At 38.3% G+C, this 14,754-nt stretch carries 14 protein-coding genes and 1 pseudogene; 7 read left to right on the top strand and 8 right to left on the bottom strand.

Annotated elements, in window-relative coordinates:
• Positions 1 to 3: 3 nt before the first annotated feature.
• Complete coding sequence (locus AC1M9J_RS05855) at positions 4 to 690, bottom strand: TetR/AcrR family transcriptional regulator (RefSeq protein ID WP_035264798.1); 687 nt, start codon at positions 688 to 690, stop codon at positions 4 to 6.
• Between the two features lie 198 nt (positions 691 to 888).
• On the opposite strand from AC1M9J_RS05855, the gene AC1M9J_RS05850 reads away from it, so the two are divergent.
• Positions 889 to 1,734, top strand: a complete 846-nt coding sequence (locus AC1M9J_RS05850) for an SDR family NAD(P)-dependent oxidoreductase (RefSeq protein WP_035264797.1) — start codon at positions 889 to 891, stop codon at positions 1,732 to 1,734.
• Positions 1,735 to 1,785: 51 nt separating this feature from the next.
• Here the strand turns inward: AC1M9J_RS05850 and AC1M9J_RS05845 are convergent, their stop codons facing one another.
• The 3 genes from AC1M9J_RS05845 to AC1M9J_RS05835 form a co-directional block, all read right to left on the bottom strand.
• Positions 1,786 to 3,153: an MATE family efflux transporter gene (locus AC1M9J_RS05845; RefSeq protein WP_092766554.1), complete on the bottom strand. Its 1,368-nt coding sequence runs from the start codon at positions 3,151 to 3,153 to the stop codon at positions 1,786 to 1,788.
• Positions 3,154 to 3,257: 104 nt separating this feature from the next.
• Entirely contained in the window at positions 3,258 to 4,421 is a 1,164-nt protein-coding gene (locus tag AC1M9J_RS05840) for a methionine aminotransferase (protein WP_481588769.1), read from the bottom strand.
• A gap of 155 nt (positions 4,422 to 4,576) precedes the next feature.
• Positions 4,577 to 5,449: a LysR family transcriptional regulator gene (locus AC1M9J_RS05835; protein ID WP_481952023.1), complete on the bottom strand. Its 873-nt coding sequence runs from the start codon at positions 5,447 to 5,449 to the stop codon at positions 4,577 to 4,579.
• 97 nt (positions 5,450 to 5,546) lie between these two features.
• On the opposite strand from AC1M9J_RS05835, the pseudogene AC1M9J_RS05830 reads away from it, so the two are divergent.
• From AC1M9J_RS05830 to thrH, 3 genes and pseudogenes are all read left to right on the top strand, one after another.
• Positions 5,547 to 6,317 (top strand): annotated as a pseudogene (locus AC1M9J_RS05830) (2OG-Fe dioxygenase family protein).
• Positions 6,318 to 6,320: 3 nt separating this feature from the next.
• On the top strand, positions 6,321 to 6,929 hold the full coding sequence (locus AC1M9J_RS05825; protein WP_035264787.1) for a LysE family translocator: 609 nt from the start codon (positions 6,321 to 6,323) through the stop codon (positions 6,927 to 6,929).
• Between the two features lie 12 nt (positions 6,930 to 6,941).
• Complete coding sequence (gene thrH, locus AC1M9J_RS05820; RefSeq protein ID WP_092766549.1) at positions 6,942 to 7,574, top strand: bifunctional phosphoserine phosphatase/homoserine phosphotransferase ThrH; 633 nt, start codon at positions 6,942 to 6,944, stop codon at positions 7,572 to 7,574.
• Between the two features lie 187 nt (positions 7,575 to 7,761).
• Here thrH and AC1M9J_RS05815 read toward each other — a convergent pair whose 3' ends face one another.
• The 3 genes from AC1M9J_RS05815 to AC1M9J_RS05805 are packed head-to-tail and all read right to left on the bottom strand — an operon-like array spanning position 7,762 to position 10,236.
• Complete coding sequence (locus tag AC1M9J_RS05815; protein ID WP_481952022.1) at positions 7,762 to 9,069, bottom strand: DUF445 domain-containing protein; 1,308 nt, start codon at positions 9,067 to 9,069, stop codon at positions 7,762 to 7,764.
• 37 nt (positions 9,070 to 9,106) lie between these two features.
• Entirely contained in the window at positions 9,107 to 9,661 is a 555-nt protein-coding gene (locus AC1M9J_RS05810; protein ID WP_481952021.1) for a CC0125/CC1285 family lipoprotein, read from the bottom strand.
• Positions 9,662 to 9,696: 35 nt separating this feature from the next.
• A complete protein-coding gene (locus tag AC1M9J_RS05805; protein ID WP_035264779.1) occupies positions 9,697 to 10,236 on the bottom strand; it encodes a DUF924 family protein in 540 nt (179 codons plus the stop codon).
• A 212-nt stretch (positions 10,237 to 10,448) separates the two neighbouring features.
• Between AC1M9J_RS05805 and gshA the strand changes: the two genes are divergently transcribed.
• Complete coding sequence (gshA, locus tag AC1M9J_RS05800; protein ID WP_481952020.1) at positions 10,449 to 12,026, top strand: glutamate--cysteine ligase; 1,578 nt, start codon at positions 10,449 to 10,451, stop codon at positions 12,024 to 12,026.
• 18 nt (positions 12,027 to 12,044) lie between these two features.
• On the top strand, positions 12,045 to 12,545 hold the full coding sequence (locus tag AC1M9J_RS05795) for a disulfide bond formation protein B (RefSeq protein ID WP_180028388.1): 501 nt from the start codon (positions 12,045 to 12,047) through the stop codon (positions 12,543 to 12,545).
• A 43-nt stretch (positions 12,546 to 12,588) separates the two neighbouring features.
• Here AC1M9J_RS05795 and AC1M9J_RS05790 read toward each other — a convergent pair whose 3' ends face one another.
• A complete protein-coding gene (locus AC1M9J_RS05790) occupies positions 12,589 to 13,920 on the bottom strand; it encodes a PGAP1-like alpha/beta domain-containing protein (RefSeq protein WP_035264768.1) in 1,332 nt (443 codons plus the stop codon).
• Between the two features lie 248 nt (positions 13,921 to 14,168).
• Between AC1M9J_RS05790 and AC1M9J_RS05785 the strand changes: the two genes are divergently transcribed.
• Positions 14,169 to 14,753 (top strand): YqiA/YcfP family alpha/beta fold hydrolase, encoded by a 585-nt coding sequence (locus AC1M9J_RS05785; protein ID WP_481952019.1) that lies wholly within the window; start codon positions 14,169 to 14,171, stop codon positions 14,751 to 14,753.
• Position 14,754: the final 1 nt, after the last annotated feature.

Raw genomic sequence — 14,754 nt, 5'->3', positions numbered from 1 at the left:
ATGCTACTTTTTCATTAGATCATTCAATAGGGCGAGAAAAACGGTTTTACATGCCTGAACGACCTCAGCACGTGGAAGTTTAAAACCACCTACTACCCAGCGAACAGCAACTTGAGTGACATAGCCATTTAGACCAGTTGCAATCAAGGAGATCTCTTTTTCAGTGAGATGGGTATGTGGCATCATTAATGTGACAAAGGCATGAATCATTCGGTCGAAACGGCCCATTGTTTCTTGAATGGTTGCATGATTATGAAGTTCTTGGACGAGCATTGCATCAATATAAATAATCCGAGCGGTACGCGGATCATCTTCTAAAAAACTAAAGAACGCATTTAGACCTGCATCAATCATGTTGAGAGGCTCAGGAGAGGCTTTCATAATAGCTTGCATTAATGTTTGTTGAAGCTTCTCAATCAGTTCTAAAAAGATCGTTTGGAATAAGTTTTCACTTTTCTTAAAAGATTCATAAAAGTAACGTTCAGTTAATTTCGCTTGTGTGCAAATATCTTTAACGGTTACTGAGAAAAAACCATGAGTTCCATATGCTTCAATACCCGCTTCAATAAGTTTCTCACGGCGTGCTTGTTTGCGTTCAGTTAAGGACATCCCTTTAAATTGACGCTCTTTTGCGGGAGGCTTTTCAATCGCTTGCTCGTGTTCTGATGGAGTGAGGTTCTCTGGGTTCATAGCAATTCGAGTCTTTTTATAAAAGTGTTATGCTGCGGTCAGTATAGAGTACTGATCAGCTAAAGATACTAAATTGGCCTATAGTAACAATAAAAATGGTCGATAGTTACATTGACAATAATAATTGTCAAAATTATAGTGAACATGAATGACCCAGATCAACGCTGTGGTGCATAAAAATCAAAAAAAGGATTCACAATGAAAAATTTTAAAAACAAAGTGGCTGCAATCACAGGTGCAGGTTCTGGTATTGGTCAACAACTTGCGGTGTTACTGGCCAAGCAAGGTTGTCATTTGTCTTTAAGTGACGTAAATGAAAAGGGCTTAGCAGAAACAGTTGAACTGACGAAGAATGCAAATGTACGAGTCACAACCAAGAAAGTAGATGTTGCGAATCGTGACGAAGTTAAAGCATGGGCGGCTGAAACTGTACAGAATCATGGTTCAGTGAACATGATTTTCAACAATGCTGGGGTGGCATTGGGTTCGACCGTTGAAGGCGCAACATACGAAGAGTTGGAATGGATTGTTAACATTAACTTCTGGGGTGTCGTGTACGGCACCAAAGAATTCTTACCATATATTAAGAAAACAGGTGATGGACACATTATCAACATTTCAAGTTTATTCGGTTTAACTGCGCAACCAACTCAGTCTGCGTATAATGCAACTAAATTTGCTGTACGTGGTTTCACTGAATCTCTTCGTCAAGAGCTAGATATTGAAAATGTGGGTGTGAGCGCGCTTTGCGTACATCCAGGTGGCATTCGTACCAATATTGCGAAAGCTGCAAAAATGAATGACAGTTTAAAATCTTTAGGCATGAATCCACAGAAATCTGCACAGACATTTGATAAATTATTACGTTGTCCACCTGAAGAAGCAGCGCGTCAAATTCTAGAAGCAGTGCAAAAAGATCGCCGTCGTTTACTGATTGGTAACGATGCGAAAGTGATTGATTTAATGCAACGTGTGATGCCAACGGGCTATCAAAAAGTGACTGCATTTGCGACTAAAATGAGTAAACGTTTCGATTCTAAATAATCGTTAAAAAAACCCGTGTCATGCGGGTTTTTTATTTTCTTGATTTCTAATTTAAATCAGTACTTGAACAGTTTTCTTTTTCCAAACAAATTGATAATACAAACCTTGCATCACACATAAGCAAACGAAAGCCAAAGCATAAGCGTACCAGATTCCCGCCAGCCCCCACCATGCGCTAAATAGATAAGCTGCTGGGAGTTCTATACAGAGTATGGCTACAATATTGATGATCATTGGCATAGTCACAGTGCCACTTGCACGCATAATTGAGGCGAAAATAGCACTCGCGCCAAAAAATAAAATTGACCACAGCACAATAAACAATAATTGTTGCCCGAGTATCACGACTTTTTCATCTGTAATAAATAATGCCATGAGATATTTTGAGAACAAATAAGCCAAGATTACGAGCCCGCCTGTAAAGACAAAATTCATCCCCAGTGCTGTTTTAGTTACACGTGATAAAGAATCCGCTTTACCTGCACCGATCGCTTGAGCCCCAAAAATAGAGGCAGCAATTGCGATAGACAGAGCAGGGAATTGGATGTAGTTCAAAACCTGATTAACTGCGCCATAAGCAGCTGTTGCTTCTGAACCATAGCGATTGACCAAGCCGACAATGACTAATCCTGCCACAGAGGTCGTGACCATTTGAATGCCTGTAGGAACGCCAAGTCTGAGAATAATTTTGCTCAGTTCAGGATTGTGGCGTACATGTTTACACATTGCTAAATCTGGACGTAATGGATGATTTTTTTTATTTAAATAAACGTACAGAAAAATAAGCACGGCCAGATAACCCACAATCGTGGCGATGGCAGGTGCAATGATACCCAATTGAGGAAATCCAAAATATCCAGCGATGAGAACAGGGGTAATAAAGAGCCCAATTAAACTGGTCATTCCCAAAGCGATGAGAGGTGTAATGCTATCACCGACACCACGTAAGATAGAGGTATAAATAATATAAATAAAAAGGAGTGGGCTACCTGCTAACATCCATTGAACATAAGGCAAAGATAAATGCATGACACTTGGGTCTGTGCCCAAGGCCTCAAGAATGTGGCGTGCAGATAGAACACCTAAAATGGCAATAATCGTCCCGCCGATCAATGTCATAAAAATAGTAGAGCCGACAACCGCTCTTACTTTTTCTAAATTTTGTGCTCCCCACGCTTGACCAACCAATACCGTCGAGCCAGCCGAAAGCCCAATTACAAAAGCTAAGAGACAGAACAAAATAGGGAAGAAGACTGAAACAGCAGCAATTGCTTGGACGCCCATCATTTGCCCGACGAAGATCGTATTAATTGTGCCTGATAAATTTTGCAGGATATTGGTTGCAATCAGCGGAACTAAAAAAACTAAAAAAACTTTCCAGAAACCAGGTTCATCAATCGGCCGTAAGGTTCTCGCCATATATAAGTCTTATCCATTATTGTTTTCTATATCAACGGATTGACCTTAACACCTTATCATTCAAATTGCTTTAGTAATAAAGTAATCCGTCTCGTCTCTTTTCGTTATTGTGATTGAACCTTCGTTAAAATTTCTCCTGCAAGATGCAAGGTTTCCTCTCGTTTTGCAAAACAGACCCGAATGAGCTTCAGATCTTGAGGTGGCTGTTGATAAAACACTGATATAGGAATCGCTACCAGTTTGTGTTGTTCTGCAAGATATTGGCACATTTCTATATCTGTGAGCTCAGGTCTTAGTGTACTGAAATCTAAGTTTTGAAAATAAGTTCCTGGTGACGGCAGATATTGAAATTTTGAATGCTGAATTCCATGGATGAATAAGTCACGTTTAGCTTGATAAAAATTGGGGAGATCTAAAATATGTTCAGGATGTTGTTCGATGAATTGATTAAGCGCGACTTGAATCGGATGGACACCACAGAAATTGGCAAATTGATAAATTTGACGAAATACTTTCATCAGTGCCTGAGGTGCAACGCAATATCCAGTTTTCCAACCAGTAACATGAAACGTTTTTCCGAATGAACCAATCACAAAACTACGATCTCGAAGTTCAGGAAAACTAAGCGCAGAATAATGTTGTTGACCATCAAACACTAAATGTTCATAGACCTCGTCAGAAAGTACACAAATGTTTTTATCCTGAATCAACTCGATCAGTTGTTGCCAATCTTGCTTGGACCAAATTGCACCTGAGGGATTATGTGGTGTATTTACAATGATTAATCGCGTTCGTTCATTTATTCGATCTTTCACCACATTCCAGTCAACATGGAAGTCTGGATGTACCAAGTTGATATGGATCGCTTGCGCCCCAGCGAGTTTCACTGCAGGTGCATAACTATCATAAGCAGGATCGAAAATAATTACTTCATCTCCAGCATTTACAACAGCTTGAATCGCACACAAAATTGCAGTCGTTGCACCAGGTGTAATGGTGATTTCGCTGATCGGGTCTAAATCGACTTGGTCTCGTTGGCAGAATTGGGCTGCAATTTTTTGTCTTAAACTCAGCAGACCGTCACCAGGTGGATATTGGTTATAGCCTTGTTGTGTGGCTTGAGCTAAAGCTGCAATTAATTCAGGAGGAGGTGGAAAATCAGGAAAACCTTGAGAAAGATTTAATGCGTTCAACTTTTGGGCGAGTGCTGACATCACGCTAAAAATAGTGACACCTAAGTCTGGTAATTTAGATTCAATTTTAATCATGCTGGATAGTAATATTTAGCCCGTTTCTTCGTAGTTTAGCAGTTGAAATGCCTGCACTAAATACAAATATCTGCGACATATTCGTTTTAATTTACATAAGATTCTAATGATCTTCAATTAAGTTTAAAACCTTAGATGATCTATGTGATCTCATGTTAAAAATGATTGATCTGACTTTGCTTCATTTCATTTTTTAACCAATTTAAAAAAATAATCTTCCGAGGATCTTCAATAAATCTAGTATGGGACAGTAGATAATAGGCAGAACCATCCTGAAGAATTGGTGTTATTTTTTTTACAGACTTGAGCTCTAATTCTTTTTCAATCATGTAGATAGAAATGATCGTCTTTCCTAGGCCAGCCAAGCAGCCTTCTAAACATAAGTAAAAATGCTCTAATTCTATTTTGGAATGTTTCTTCAAAATATCTTTGAGTTCATCCAATTGGTGTAATTTTTTTGAAAAATAAGGGCGTGATTTAGAAATTAACAATTCTTTGGATTTAGGGTGGTGAGATGCTTGGACTGCCACAATATATTCATCGCCAATTTTCTCACTAAACAGATGCGATCCCCATTCAAAATCATTTCTTCGTATTGCGATATCGATATTATCTTTTTCAAAGTCGACTACACCACCACCTGTGAGCAAAACCACTTCAAAATCATGTCCGAGTTTTTTAAATTCAACAAGTCGTGGAATTAACCACTTCATCGAAATGGTTGGTTCACAGGACAGTACCAATTGTTTGTTTTCAGTTTTATTTTGAGTTAGTCCAATTAAACAATCATCCAATTGATTGAAAATATTCTGAGCGCAATGAAAAAGAGTTTCTCCTTCTTTGGTGAGTATCAAGGTTTTATTTCGTCGTTCAAATAATGTGATATTTAATATTTCTTCGAGATTGTAAATTTGCTTACTGACGGCACTTTGCGTAACAAATAATTTCTTTGCTGCAATCGTGACACTGCTGTATTTAGCGACAAAATAAAAAAACTTCAGTGAATTCAAAGATATTTTTTCTATCATTCCAAAAACTCATATATTTTTTGTCGATTTTATTGATTTTATTTTTTTAACTTTTGTTCAAAATGAAGATTACCAAAAGCAATATAAAGCTAATACAATGGAAAATATATTAAAATTCATTCCATTTAACAAGCAGCATCTCGATGAATACACATATTCAAAAGAGATAATCAAAAAGGGTTATGCGTTTATTGATTTAAATACATTCCAAGAAATACAGAAAAATAATAATTTTCACGATGTTAATGAGCAAGATGTCAGTGATTTTATAGACAGTTGGAACGCTCTAGATTTAGATCAATTTATGTCAGATAAAGGTAAATATCGAACAAGAAAACATGCAACTTTTACTATTAATGATAAGCATAAAATTTTACTGAAGAATTCTTATATTCCTCATTTTCAGACGATTGAATACAACACTTTGAATGGTGGAATTGCGAGATATTTTTCAGAGATTGATAAAAATACAATTGAAAATCCAATTTTTAGAAATTTACTACAATTCGCATATCTCACCTTTTCAGAAATTGAAACTGAAAATTGGTTTATCGAAGCGCATCAATTTCGCATTGAAGCAAAATTTGACGATAGTGGTAAGCCAACCCCTGAAGGGATACATCGCGATGGTGTGGATTTCGTTTTAATGGCCATGATCAACCGTCAAAATGTTCAAGGTGGAATGACCCGAATTTATGACTTGAATAAGAATTAGAAAGCAGAATTTATGCTTGAAAATTTTTTAGATATCGCACTTGTGGATGATCATCAGGTCTATCACAGCGTAACGGAAATCAAAGTCAATGATTTTACGTTGGGTGATATTGGATTAAGAGATGTATTAGTGATCACGTTTAAAAAGGCATAATGAATGGGTGAGTTTATAGCAGTTATTCTCATCACCATACTCGCTGTTGTGAGTCCTGGTGCTGATTTCGCTATCGTGACAAAAAACAGTTACTTATATGGTAGAAGGATAGGTGTTCTCACTTCACTGGGAATTTCTTTAGGTGTGTTGATTCATGTGACTTATACGCTCATTGCTGTCGCATTTGTCATGGCGTATACACCTCAAATTCTAAATATTGTGAAGTATATTGGAGCCATCTATCTCATCTATATCGGTTATAAAACTTTTGTACAAAGTCCGGTTGTCGAGACGTCATCAACTGCTGCAATTAATCCTTTTCAAGCAGTGAAATATGGCTTTTTCACCAATGCACTTAATCCTAAAACGACTTTATTTGTGATTAGTACATACACTCAGATCATCAGTGTGAGTACGCCGAAAGCGATTCTGGTCGGTTATGGGCTATTTATGTCTTTTGCTCATTTTTTATGGTTTGGATTGGTGGCTTTGCTTTTTTCATCGATTGTTTTAAGACAGAAAATGTTAGCTAAGCAAGTACAGATTAACAGAGTGATTGGAACTGTATTATGTCTGCTAGGGATAGCACTTCTGTTTGCTAAATTTCAATAATAGGGTAGCAATATGAAAAAGATGGCTTTTATCGATATGGAAGGTGTTCTTGTCCCTGAAATATGGAAACACTTTTCAAATGTATACAATATCCCAGAGTTGGCGATTACAACTCGAGAAGTCGCAGACTATAAGTCTCTGATGGAATTTAGAATTAATTTACTGAAAGAAAATAAAATTCCTTTAAAACAATTAATCGATGACATTAAAGAACTGGATGTTATTCCAGATGCTAAGGAGTTTTTAGAATATTTGCAAAAGGCTGAAAATTTTGAAGTTAACATTATTTCAGATTGCTTTTATGAGTTTTTATTTCCCTTTTTTGAAAAATTAAATCTTCCTGTTAAAAATACATATTGTCATCACTTAGAAATTGGACCAGATGGATTTATAGAAAATGTTCTATATACTCGAGATAAAGGGAAACATGAAATTATTGTAAAGTTCCAAAAAGAAAACGTTTCAATGACCAATAGTATTGCGATCGGTGATGCATTTAATGATTTTTCGATGTTACATTTAGTTGATTATGGTTTTTTATTTCAACCCTCAGAAGACGTGAGAAAGAACTCCCCAGCTTATTTTTGTAAAGTAGACTCTTATCAAGATATTATTTCACATTTAAATCGTAAAAAAATTATGTAACCTTATAATATTATTATGGTTTATATAAGATGAAGCAGATAGGAATGACTCTAGTGATAGCTTAGTTCTTTAAATGGATTAAGAATAATAAATACAGCCCATTCATGCAGAAATGGGCTTTTTGATGACGTCAATTCACAATGAATTCAATTTTAGTCAGCGACCAAATTTAAATTTCATTTCTAAGTTAAATCAAAAATTCAACTGCTGCTCGGATGATCCCTAACACTAAACCGATAAATGCACCAACGACAACACCGTTGACGCGAATCATATGTAAGTCACCACCGACTTCATTTTCAATTTTATCGATCATTTCTCGTGAGTCCCATTCGTGAATGCGTTCACTGATAAATAAAATGACTTTTTCGCTGTATTGATCACTGAGATTGACTGCCATTGAACTCATTTTGTCATTTAATAATTGGCGTAATGCAGGATTGGAAATGATGTTTTGACCGACTTGTTGAATCGCAACACGTAAATTTTCAGCTATACCTGAATCTGCTTTCTCCAAATCTTCACGAATGGCATTGCACAGAATGACGACGGCACCAGTAATAAAATTTAAAACTTGAGGACTATCTAACAATGCATTTTTAGTTTCATTTAATTTAAGACTCGCCTGACTTTCAGGATTTGCCAGTTCAGTCATTAAATGCTGTGCAATACTCTCAATTTTTTGACGCCATGGATGCTCTGGATCTGCCAACATTGACTCGACACGCTCTATTAAAGAGTCAATCGTTCTTTGTTGAACATCGATACCGATCCAACTTGCGCCTTTGGCTAAACGCCACACTCCGAGTTCTTTAAATAGGGTGCGGGTTAGCTCCCGAGTTTGTTCAGGATGTGAAGTCACCCAACCGTGCGCAACATCGAGACCACGTTGTAAAACATCTTGGTGGAAGTCATTTTCTAATACGGCACGAATCATTTCACTGGCCAGGGTATTGATTTGAGTGTTCTTTACCCATTGCACACTGTTAGTTTGAATAAACCTACCGACTTGTTCTTGTCCAACAAACTCAAAAACTTTAGGCACTGTCTGTTGAATCACTTGAGTCACTTGACGATTGTTATCTGGATTGGCTAGCCATTGTCCTACTGCCAAACTCACATCTGTTTGACTCAAGCTTTTTGCCACAATCTGTGGCGATAGGAAGTTTTCTTGAACAAAACGTCCCATGGATTCTGCAATACGCGCTTTGTTACGTGGAATAATTTCGGTGTGATCTTTTAAAAACTTAGGAATAGGGATACGGCCGAATGGGTTCCGAAACAAAACCGTAATGGCATACCAATCTGCTAAACCACCAACCACACCTGCTTCAGCAGACAACATTAAAATATGAATAAGCCAAACATATTCTGGAAAAATTTTGGCAGCCACCATGAGCGATATCCAAGCCAATACAGCGACAACCAGTGCGATCATGGCAAACCGTTTGCTTCGATCCAGACTAGGGGTAGTCATTGTTGGTGATGCACTCATGCATAATTCCTATGTAAGCTGTTGTATTAATATTATTTTATTGTGATTGAGAAGGCTGTGTTTGTACAGGCAGTACGTCGCCTGTAGCACTTAAACCATATTTAGACCCTAAGGCCTGTAAAATTAAACGTGCATCAAAAGCATCTTGAGGTGCTGTTTTTTGATCTTTAAAACAGGTGATGGTATAGGCTACTTGAACTGGTTCTAAACTGACCACCTGTGGCAGATCATAAAAAGGATCAAAGAACATAGGATGTCTACGATATCCATAACCATACGGGTAAGGATTGGAATAAACCACAGCTTGACGAGGTGGTTGTTGTGTGCGATTGCTTGGATCATCTTGGACTTTAAAAAAATGAAAGCCCTGTTTGACCGTTGTTTGTGCAGCTTTAAGTAAGGTTATTTCTTCAGCTGTACCATAGCTCATGTTAGATGAGCCTTGAAAACTAATACGATACGTTGATTGGTTCAAGGGAATAGTTGCGAATTGCCCAAGCTGATCAAATGTACGCGGTTTACTTGGCGTCGTGACACAACCAGACAGCAAGAGCATGCCAGATAATCCCAAAATCATGCATAAGTTTTTCATTTCGCTCTCCTGAAGTCTGTTGTGTCAATATCAATTTAGAAGCTACTGTTTGGCTGTTTTAAGAATTCTATTTCCTCAGGCGTAGAGAGACGATTTAAAATTTCATTACGATGAGGATAGCGGCCGAAACGTTCAATGATGACTTGATGCTTTTTCTCAAAGTCTAAATTTACAGGGTTGCCTAATGCCTCAAACAAACGAAGCGCTTGAGTGTGAATGATTTTTGATTCGCTATGCATGAAAGGCATATATAAAAAGCTACGTTGTTCAGGTTCCAGTTCGAGATCTAAACCAAGACGAACCGCTTCTTGAGCTAGCCCAAGTGCTAATGGATCTTGGGCAAAAGATTCAGCTTTGCCACGATAAACATTACGAGAAAATTGATCCAAGACAATGATTTCTGCTAAGCGTCCTAAAGCAGTTTCCCGCCATGTCCATAGTTCGCCTGCGGCAGCTTGTTGGATGGTGTGACCAAATTGCGCTTGAATAAGTTGATCGAAAGCATCGCTTTTCGCAAACCAATGCGGTTGAGTTTCAGCACTGAACCAAAAATCTATAACGTTGTGATAATTCATATTCTTTACAGTTTGTTAGCATTTATTCTGCAATAAAATCACAAATTTCAGATGTCTTAAAGACTAAGATTGTGTTAAAAATTTGCCAAAATAAAAGGTTTATCCAACTGAAATGTATATGCAAACTGCATTTGGGAATATAAATCACGGTATACTTGATATAAATCAATAATTTTTTATCTCAGTCGTTCTTCTAGATAAGCGAGTAAGTAATGAGTCAACCCGAAGCGCTCTCTGAAACAATTTTACCAAATTGGGTGGATTCGACGGTGTTTAAAGGTATGTTACGAGGCATTGAGCGCGAAAGCCTAAGGATGCAAAGTGATGGCTTTATCTCCCAGAAAGATCATCCTAAGGGTTTAGGCTCTGCGTTAACTCATCCTCATATTACGACAGATTATTCTGAAGCCTTACTTGAGTTTATTACGCCTCCTCAATCTTCAATTTCTGAAGCATTAAGCTACTTAGAAGATATTCATGCTTTCACCCATCGACACCTAGAAGATGGTGAAAAGCTATGGCCAATGTCGATGCCATGTATGTTGGATGATGAAGAAGAAAGCATTCGTCTTGCGCAATATGGCTCATCCAATATCGGTAAATTCAAAACTTTATACCGCCGTGGTTTAGGTGTACGTTATGGTCGTCGTATGCAGACGATTTCAGGTGTACATTACAATGTTTCATTCCCTGATGCGTTGTTTGAGCAGTTGCAAGCAAACGAGCAAGATGAAGCTTTAAAACAGCTCAGTTTGCAGGATTATCGCAGCCATCGATATTTCGCTTTAATTCGAAATTTCATTCGTTTAACCCCATTGGTTATGTTCCTGATAGGTGCAAGCCCATCAGTCTGTCGTTGTTTTATGACGGGTCGTGAACATCATTTATTGCCTTTAATTAAGGGAACATTGTATTTGCCATATGCCACTGCATTGCGTATGGGGCGCTTTGGATATCAAAACTCGGCGCAGAAAGAGTTAGGTATTCATTACAATGATTTGAAAGGATATTTAGCAGGTTTACAAAAGGCGGTGAAAACGTCTTATGCTGCTTTCAGTCGTTTGGGATTAGATGACGAAGCGGGCGAACCGATCCAAATTAATGATCACGTACTGCAAATTGAAAATGAGTACTACAGTCTTGTACGCCCTAAACAAGTACCACAGTCTGGTGAAACACCATCTGATGCATTAGCAAACCGTGGTGTAGGGTATGTAGAATTGCGCGCAGTAGATGTGAATCCATACAGCCCTATTGGTATTAATGAAGATACTGCAGGCTTCTTAGAGGTATTAGCGCTTTATTGTTTATTAAAAGACAGTCCTGAGCTGCTAGATGATGAACTTGAAGTGATTGAACAAAACCAGCAAGAAGTTGTGAATCGTGGACGTGCGCCAAATGCTGCCATTGTTGAAAATGGTCAATCAATTGAAATTGAGACATGGGCAAATCAATATCTCAAACAGATGCAGCCTTTAGCAGAAACGTTAGATCAAGTTCACTTGACCTCGTTGTATTCTGATGCAATGCAAATCATGCAATCACGTGTAGATGAGGTGGATGAAACCTTCTCTGCGAAAATAGTAGAAGATACTGTAAAACATAGTGGTACTTGGAGCTTAGGCAGTGTGCTCGCGCATCAACATGCTGATCATTATCAAAATTATGTGTTATCTCAGGATAAAGTCACCTATTTTGAACAACTCACAGTGCAATCAATTGAACAGCAACAACAGTTGGAAGCAGAGTCTAGTCTAAGCTTTAAAGAATATCTAAAAGCATATCGATAAAAATATTGAGGAAAGTATATGCAGTGGCAAAATTATCGCATGGTGAGTGGTCTGTTGTTTGTAGCCAGCGTGATTGGAATGGCCTTCGCGTTGTATCTCGAACATGTCCAAGGACTTGAGCCTTGTCCATTGTGTGTATTTCAACGGTTAGGTCTGATCGGACTGGGACTGATTTCTTTTATTGCGGTTCTACACAATCCCGTCCGTAATGGTTTAAAACGAGCATATGCTTTCCTAGGGACATTATCGATTTTATGGTCAGCGGGTGTTGCTGCACGTCATGTCTGGCTGCAGAGTTTACCTCCAGATAAAGTGCCAAGTTGTGGGCCTGGTTTAGATTATTTGGTAGATGCTTTGCCGCTTAAAACAGTGCTTCAACAAGTGCTGTCAGGATCAGGCGAATGTGCGGTAGTAGACTGGACTTTCCTAGGTCAGTCTTTACCTGTGTGGTCTTTGGTATTTTTTAGTATTTTGCTGATCATCTCGATTTGGCAGTTATTCAGAAAGTATCCTGCTTAAAATAAAAAAGCCAACTAATAGTTGGCTTTTTTATTGAAGATGGTCAGGTTTCTACGATTCCTTCCATGCTTTCTAATTTGATTAAATATTTACGGATTTGCTCTTCAGCTAATTCATCGTGATGTGGATAGAACCATTTAACGATTTGCTCAGCAACACTGGAATGGTATTGAATCTCCATATGATTGAGCCCGTAGAACACAGCTTTGTGTGATTCTGGCAATTTCAGTTGGAATCGCGGATTTGGATGCTCACCCAAAGCACTTTGCACACTCACTAAGTAATCGCCAATGACTTTGAGTGTACGATTTTTACGATTTTCAAACTCAATTGTTCCAGCTACTAAGAATGTATTGATATGTGAAGGCAGCGGTGCAGGTTTACGATTATCATCCATCATGCCAATACGAGCGTGATTGTGTTCCCAGTCATCATCACGGACACTACCATGGCGTAAATCCAAAATACCATCACTGCGAATATTCACAATGTGGCTGGCTAACTTGATGACGGGAAAGTGTCCAATTTTTTCTTGAACGGCAAAGCCAATACGTTCTAGAACCGCACCATGATGTGGAGAACCTAAGCAGACCAAATTCTCTGCCATGTGAAACCATTGATGGAGATTTTGTTTACCATAAAACAAAGCACTTCTAGAAACCAAACCACCCATACTGTGACCGATTAAATCAAGGCTGGTGATACGTGGATTGCGCTTTACCAAGTCTTCAAGCATATTGGCCAACGAACGACCATTCGCTGAAATTCTGCGACCAGTGTTGTAATGCAAATAAAGCATGGTGTTGTTGTCGCGTTGTGCAAGCAGTTTTTCACCAATACCGCCATAGTTGCGATTGGTCCAATCAAGATGATTCATGCACAGACCATGGCAAAAGATCACGACACGACCTGACAGGTCACCCTGTTGTAACTCTCCATAGTGATCATACAGATTACTGGTAATCGCCAACGGATTTTGATTTTTGAGTAAATAGTCGCCAATCACGCCATTAAGAGCACTGACCAAAAAAATCATTTTTGGCGTGAGGGGTTTATCATGGAGTTTCGGAAATTGATCAATGATTTTGCGCAGGGCTGGTGCGACCAAATAATTTCCGTAATTTAGAAGCGTGTCATATGAAAATTGATATAACTTTCGAACGTAGGTTTTCTTTTGAAATTCTTTTGATGTTTTTTTACTTAAACCAAATACGGTTAAGAGCACTTCACGTTGAAGTGATTGAATGAGATTTTGAACAGCGTGGTTAATTGGAGTGCTGACCAGTTGTGCCAAACCTTCAAGCACATCGGCCTGACTCGGAGGAGATCGATCCCATTTACAATAGGTTTCATGTAGTGGCGTTAAACTCGGCATCTAGTCTTATCCTGATAGTGCATGATCATCTAAAGACACTTTATTTTTAGCAATGATCACTGTATAAAATTCCTTGTATTTATCTTATGTTGTTCATCCCGAACAATTTTTAAGATAACTTTGATTTCAGGTCGGCTCTAATTTTTTTGTCTGACAATATTTGTTATCGTACAAAAGAGAAACAAATATGTGATCTGATTCACAATAAAAATTAGAACAATTTTGAGGAAAATGCAATTAATCAGTTTATGAATATTATCTATCTACATGGATTTCAAAGTAGTCCTTTTTCGATTAAAGGGCAACTGATTCGTCAGTATTTTGAAAGACATGAACATGTACAAGTGCATTTGCCCGATTTAAATATGCCGCCTGATCAGGTCATTACTTCGATTTCGGCACTCATCGAGTCTATGTCGAATGTCGTTTTGATTGGGAGCAGTTTAGGTGGATTTTATGCGACGCAGCTTGCCGCGAAACATGGAGTCGCAGCTGTACTGATTAATCCCGCTATGCAACCATGGAAATTATTTAGAAACTTGTTTTCAACGGCGCAGTTTCCTTATCCAGTCACTGCGAATTGGTCGTTAGATGAAGCTCAGCTTGATCAATTGGAGCATATGGCAGTTCCGTTTGTGCAAGATGCAGACAAAATCTTGGTCTTGTTACAACAAGGTGATGAAGTTTTGGATTATCGTGAAGCGGAACGTTATTATAATTGCGATGGTCATCAAGCGTTCCTCATTACAGAAACATATGGCAATCACGCGATGGATGATTTCGCGTATAAAATACCCTTGGTATATCAGTTTTTAGCTGACAGCTTAAAATAAG

Source organism: Acinetobacter sp. ANC_7588 (genome assembly GCF_056783995.1).
Note: the sequence above shows the minus strand (reverse complement) of the source record. Positions and strands in the feature narration are given on the sequence as shown.

Bases quoted from the DNA above. Each gene is read 5' to 3' on its own strand.
- AC1M9J_RS05855 (WP_035264798.1), bottom strand. From the start codon at position 690: ATGAACCCAGAGAACCTCACTCCATCAGAACACGAGCAAGCGATTGAA.
- AC1M9J_RS05850 (WP_035264797.1), top strand. From the start codon at position 889: ATGAAAAATTTTAAAAACAAAGTGGCTGCAATCACAGGTGCAGGTTCT.
- AC1M9J_RS05845 (WP_092766554.1), bottom strand. From the start codon at position 3,153: ATGGCGAGAACCTTACGGCCGATTGATGAACCTGGTTTCTGGAAAGTT.
- AC1M9J_RS05840 (WP_481588769.1), bottom strand. From the start codon at position 4,421: ATGATTAAAATTGAATCTAAATTACCAGACTTAGGTGTCACTATTTTT.
- AC1M9J_RS05835 (WP_481952023.1), bottom strand. From the start codon at position 5,449: ATGATAGAAAAAATATCTTTGAATTCACTGAAGTTTTTTTATTTTGTC.
- AC1M9J_RS05825 (WP_035264787.1), top strand. From the start codon at position 6,321: ATGGGTGAGTTTATAGCAGTTATTCTCATCACCATACTCGCTGTTGTG.
- thrH (WP_092766549.1), top strand. From the start codon at position 6,942: ATGAAAAAGATGGCTTTTATCGATATGGAAGGTGTTCTTGTCCCTGAA.
- AC1M9J_RS05815 (WP_481952022.1), bottom strand. From the start codon at position 9,069: ATGAGTGCATCACCAACAATGACTACCCCTAGTCTGGATCGAAGCAAA.
- AC1M9J_RS05810 (WP_481952021.1), bottom strand. From the start codon at position 9,661: ATGAAAAACTTATGCATGATTTTGGGATTATCTGGCATGCTCTTGCTG.
- AC1M9J_RS05805 (WP_035264779.1), bottom strand. From the start codon at position 10,236: ATGAATTATCACAACGTTATAGATTTTTGGTTCAGTGCTGAAACTCAA.
- gshA (WP_481952020.1), top strand. From the start codon at position 10,449: ATGAGTCAACCCGAAGCGCTCTCTGAAACAATTTTACCAAATTGGGTG.
- AC1M9J_RS05795 (WP_180028388.1), top strand. From the start codon at position 12,045: ATGCAGTGGCAAAATTATCGCATGGTGAGTGGTCTGTTGTTTGTAGCC.
- AC1M9J_RS05790 (WP_035264768.1), bottom strand. From the start codon at position 13,920: ATGCCGAGTTTAACGCCACTACATGAAACCTATTGTAAATGGGATCGA.
- AC1M9J_RS05785 (WP_481952019.1), top strand. From the start codon at position 14,169: ATGAATATTATCTATCTACATGGATTTCAAAGTAGTCCTTTTTCGATT.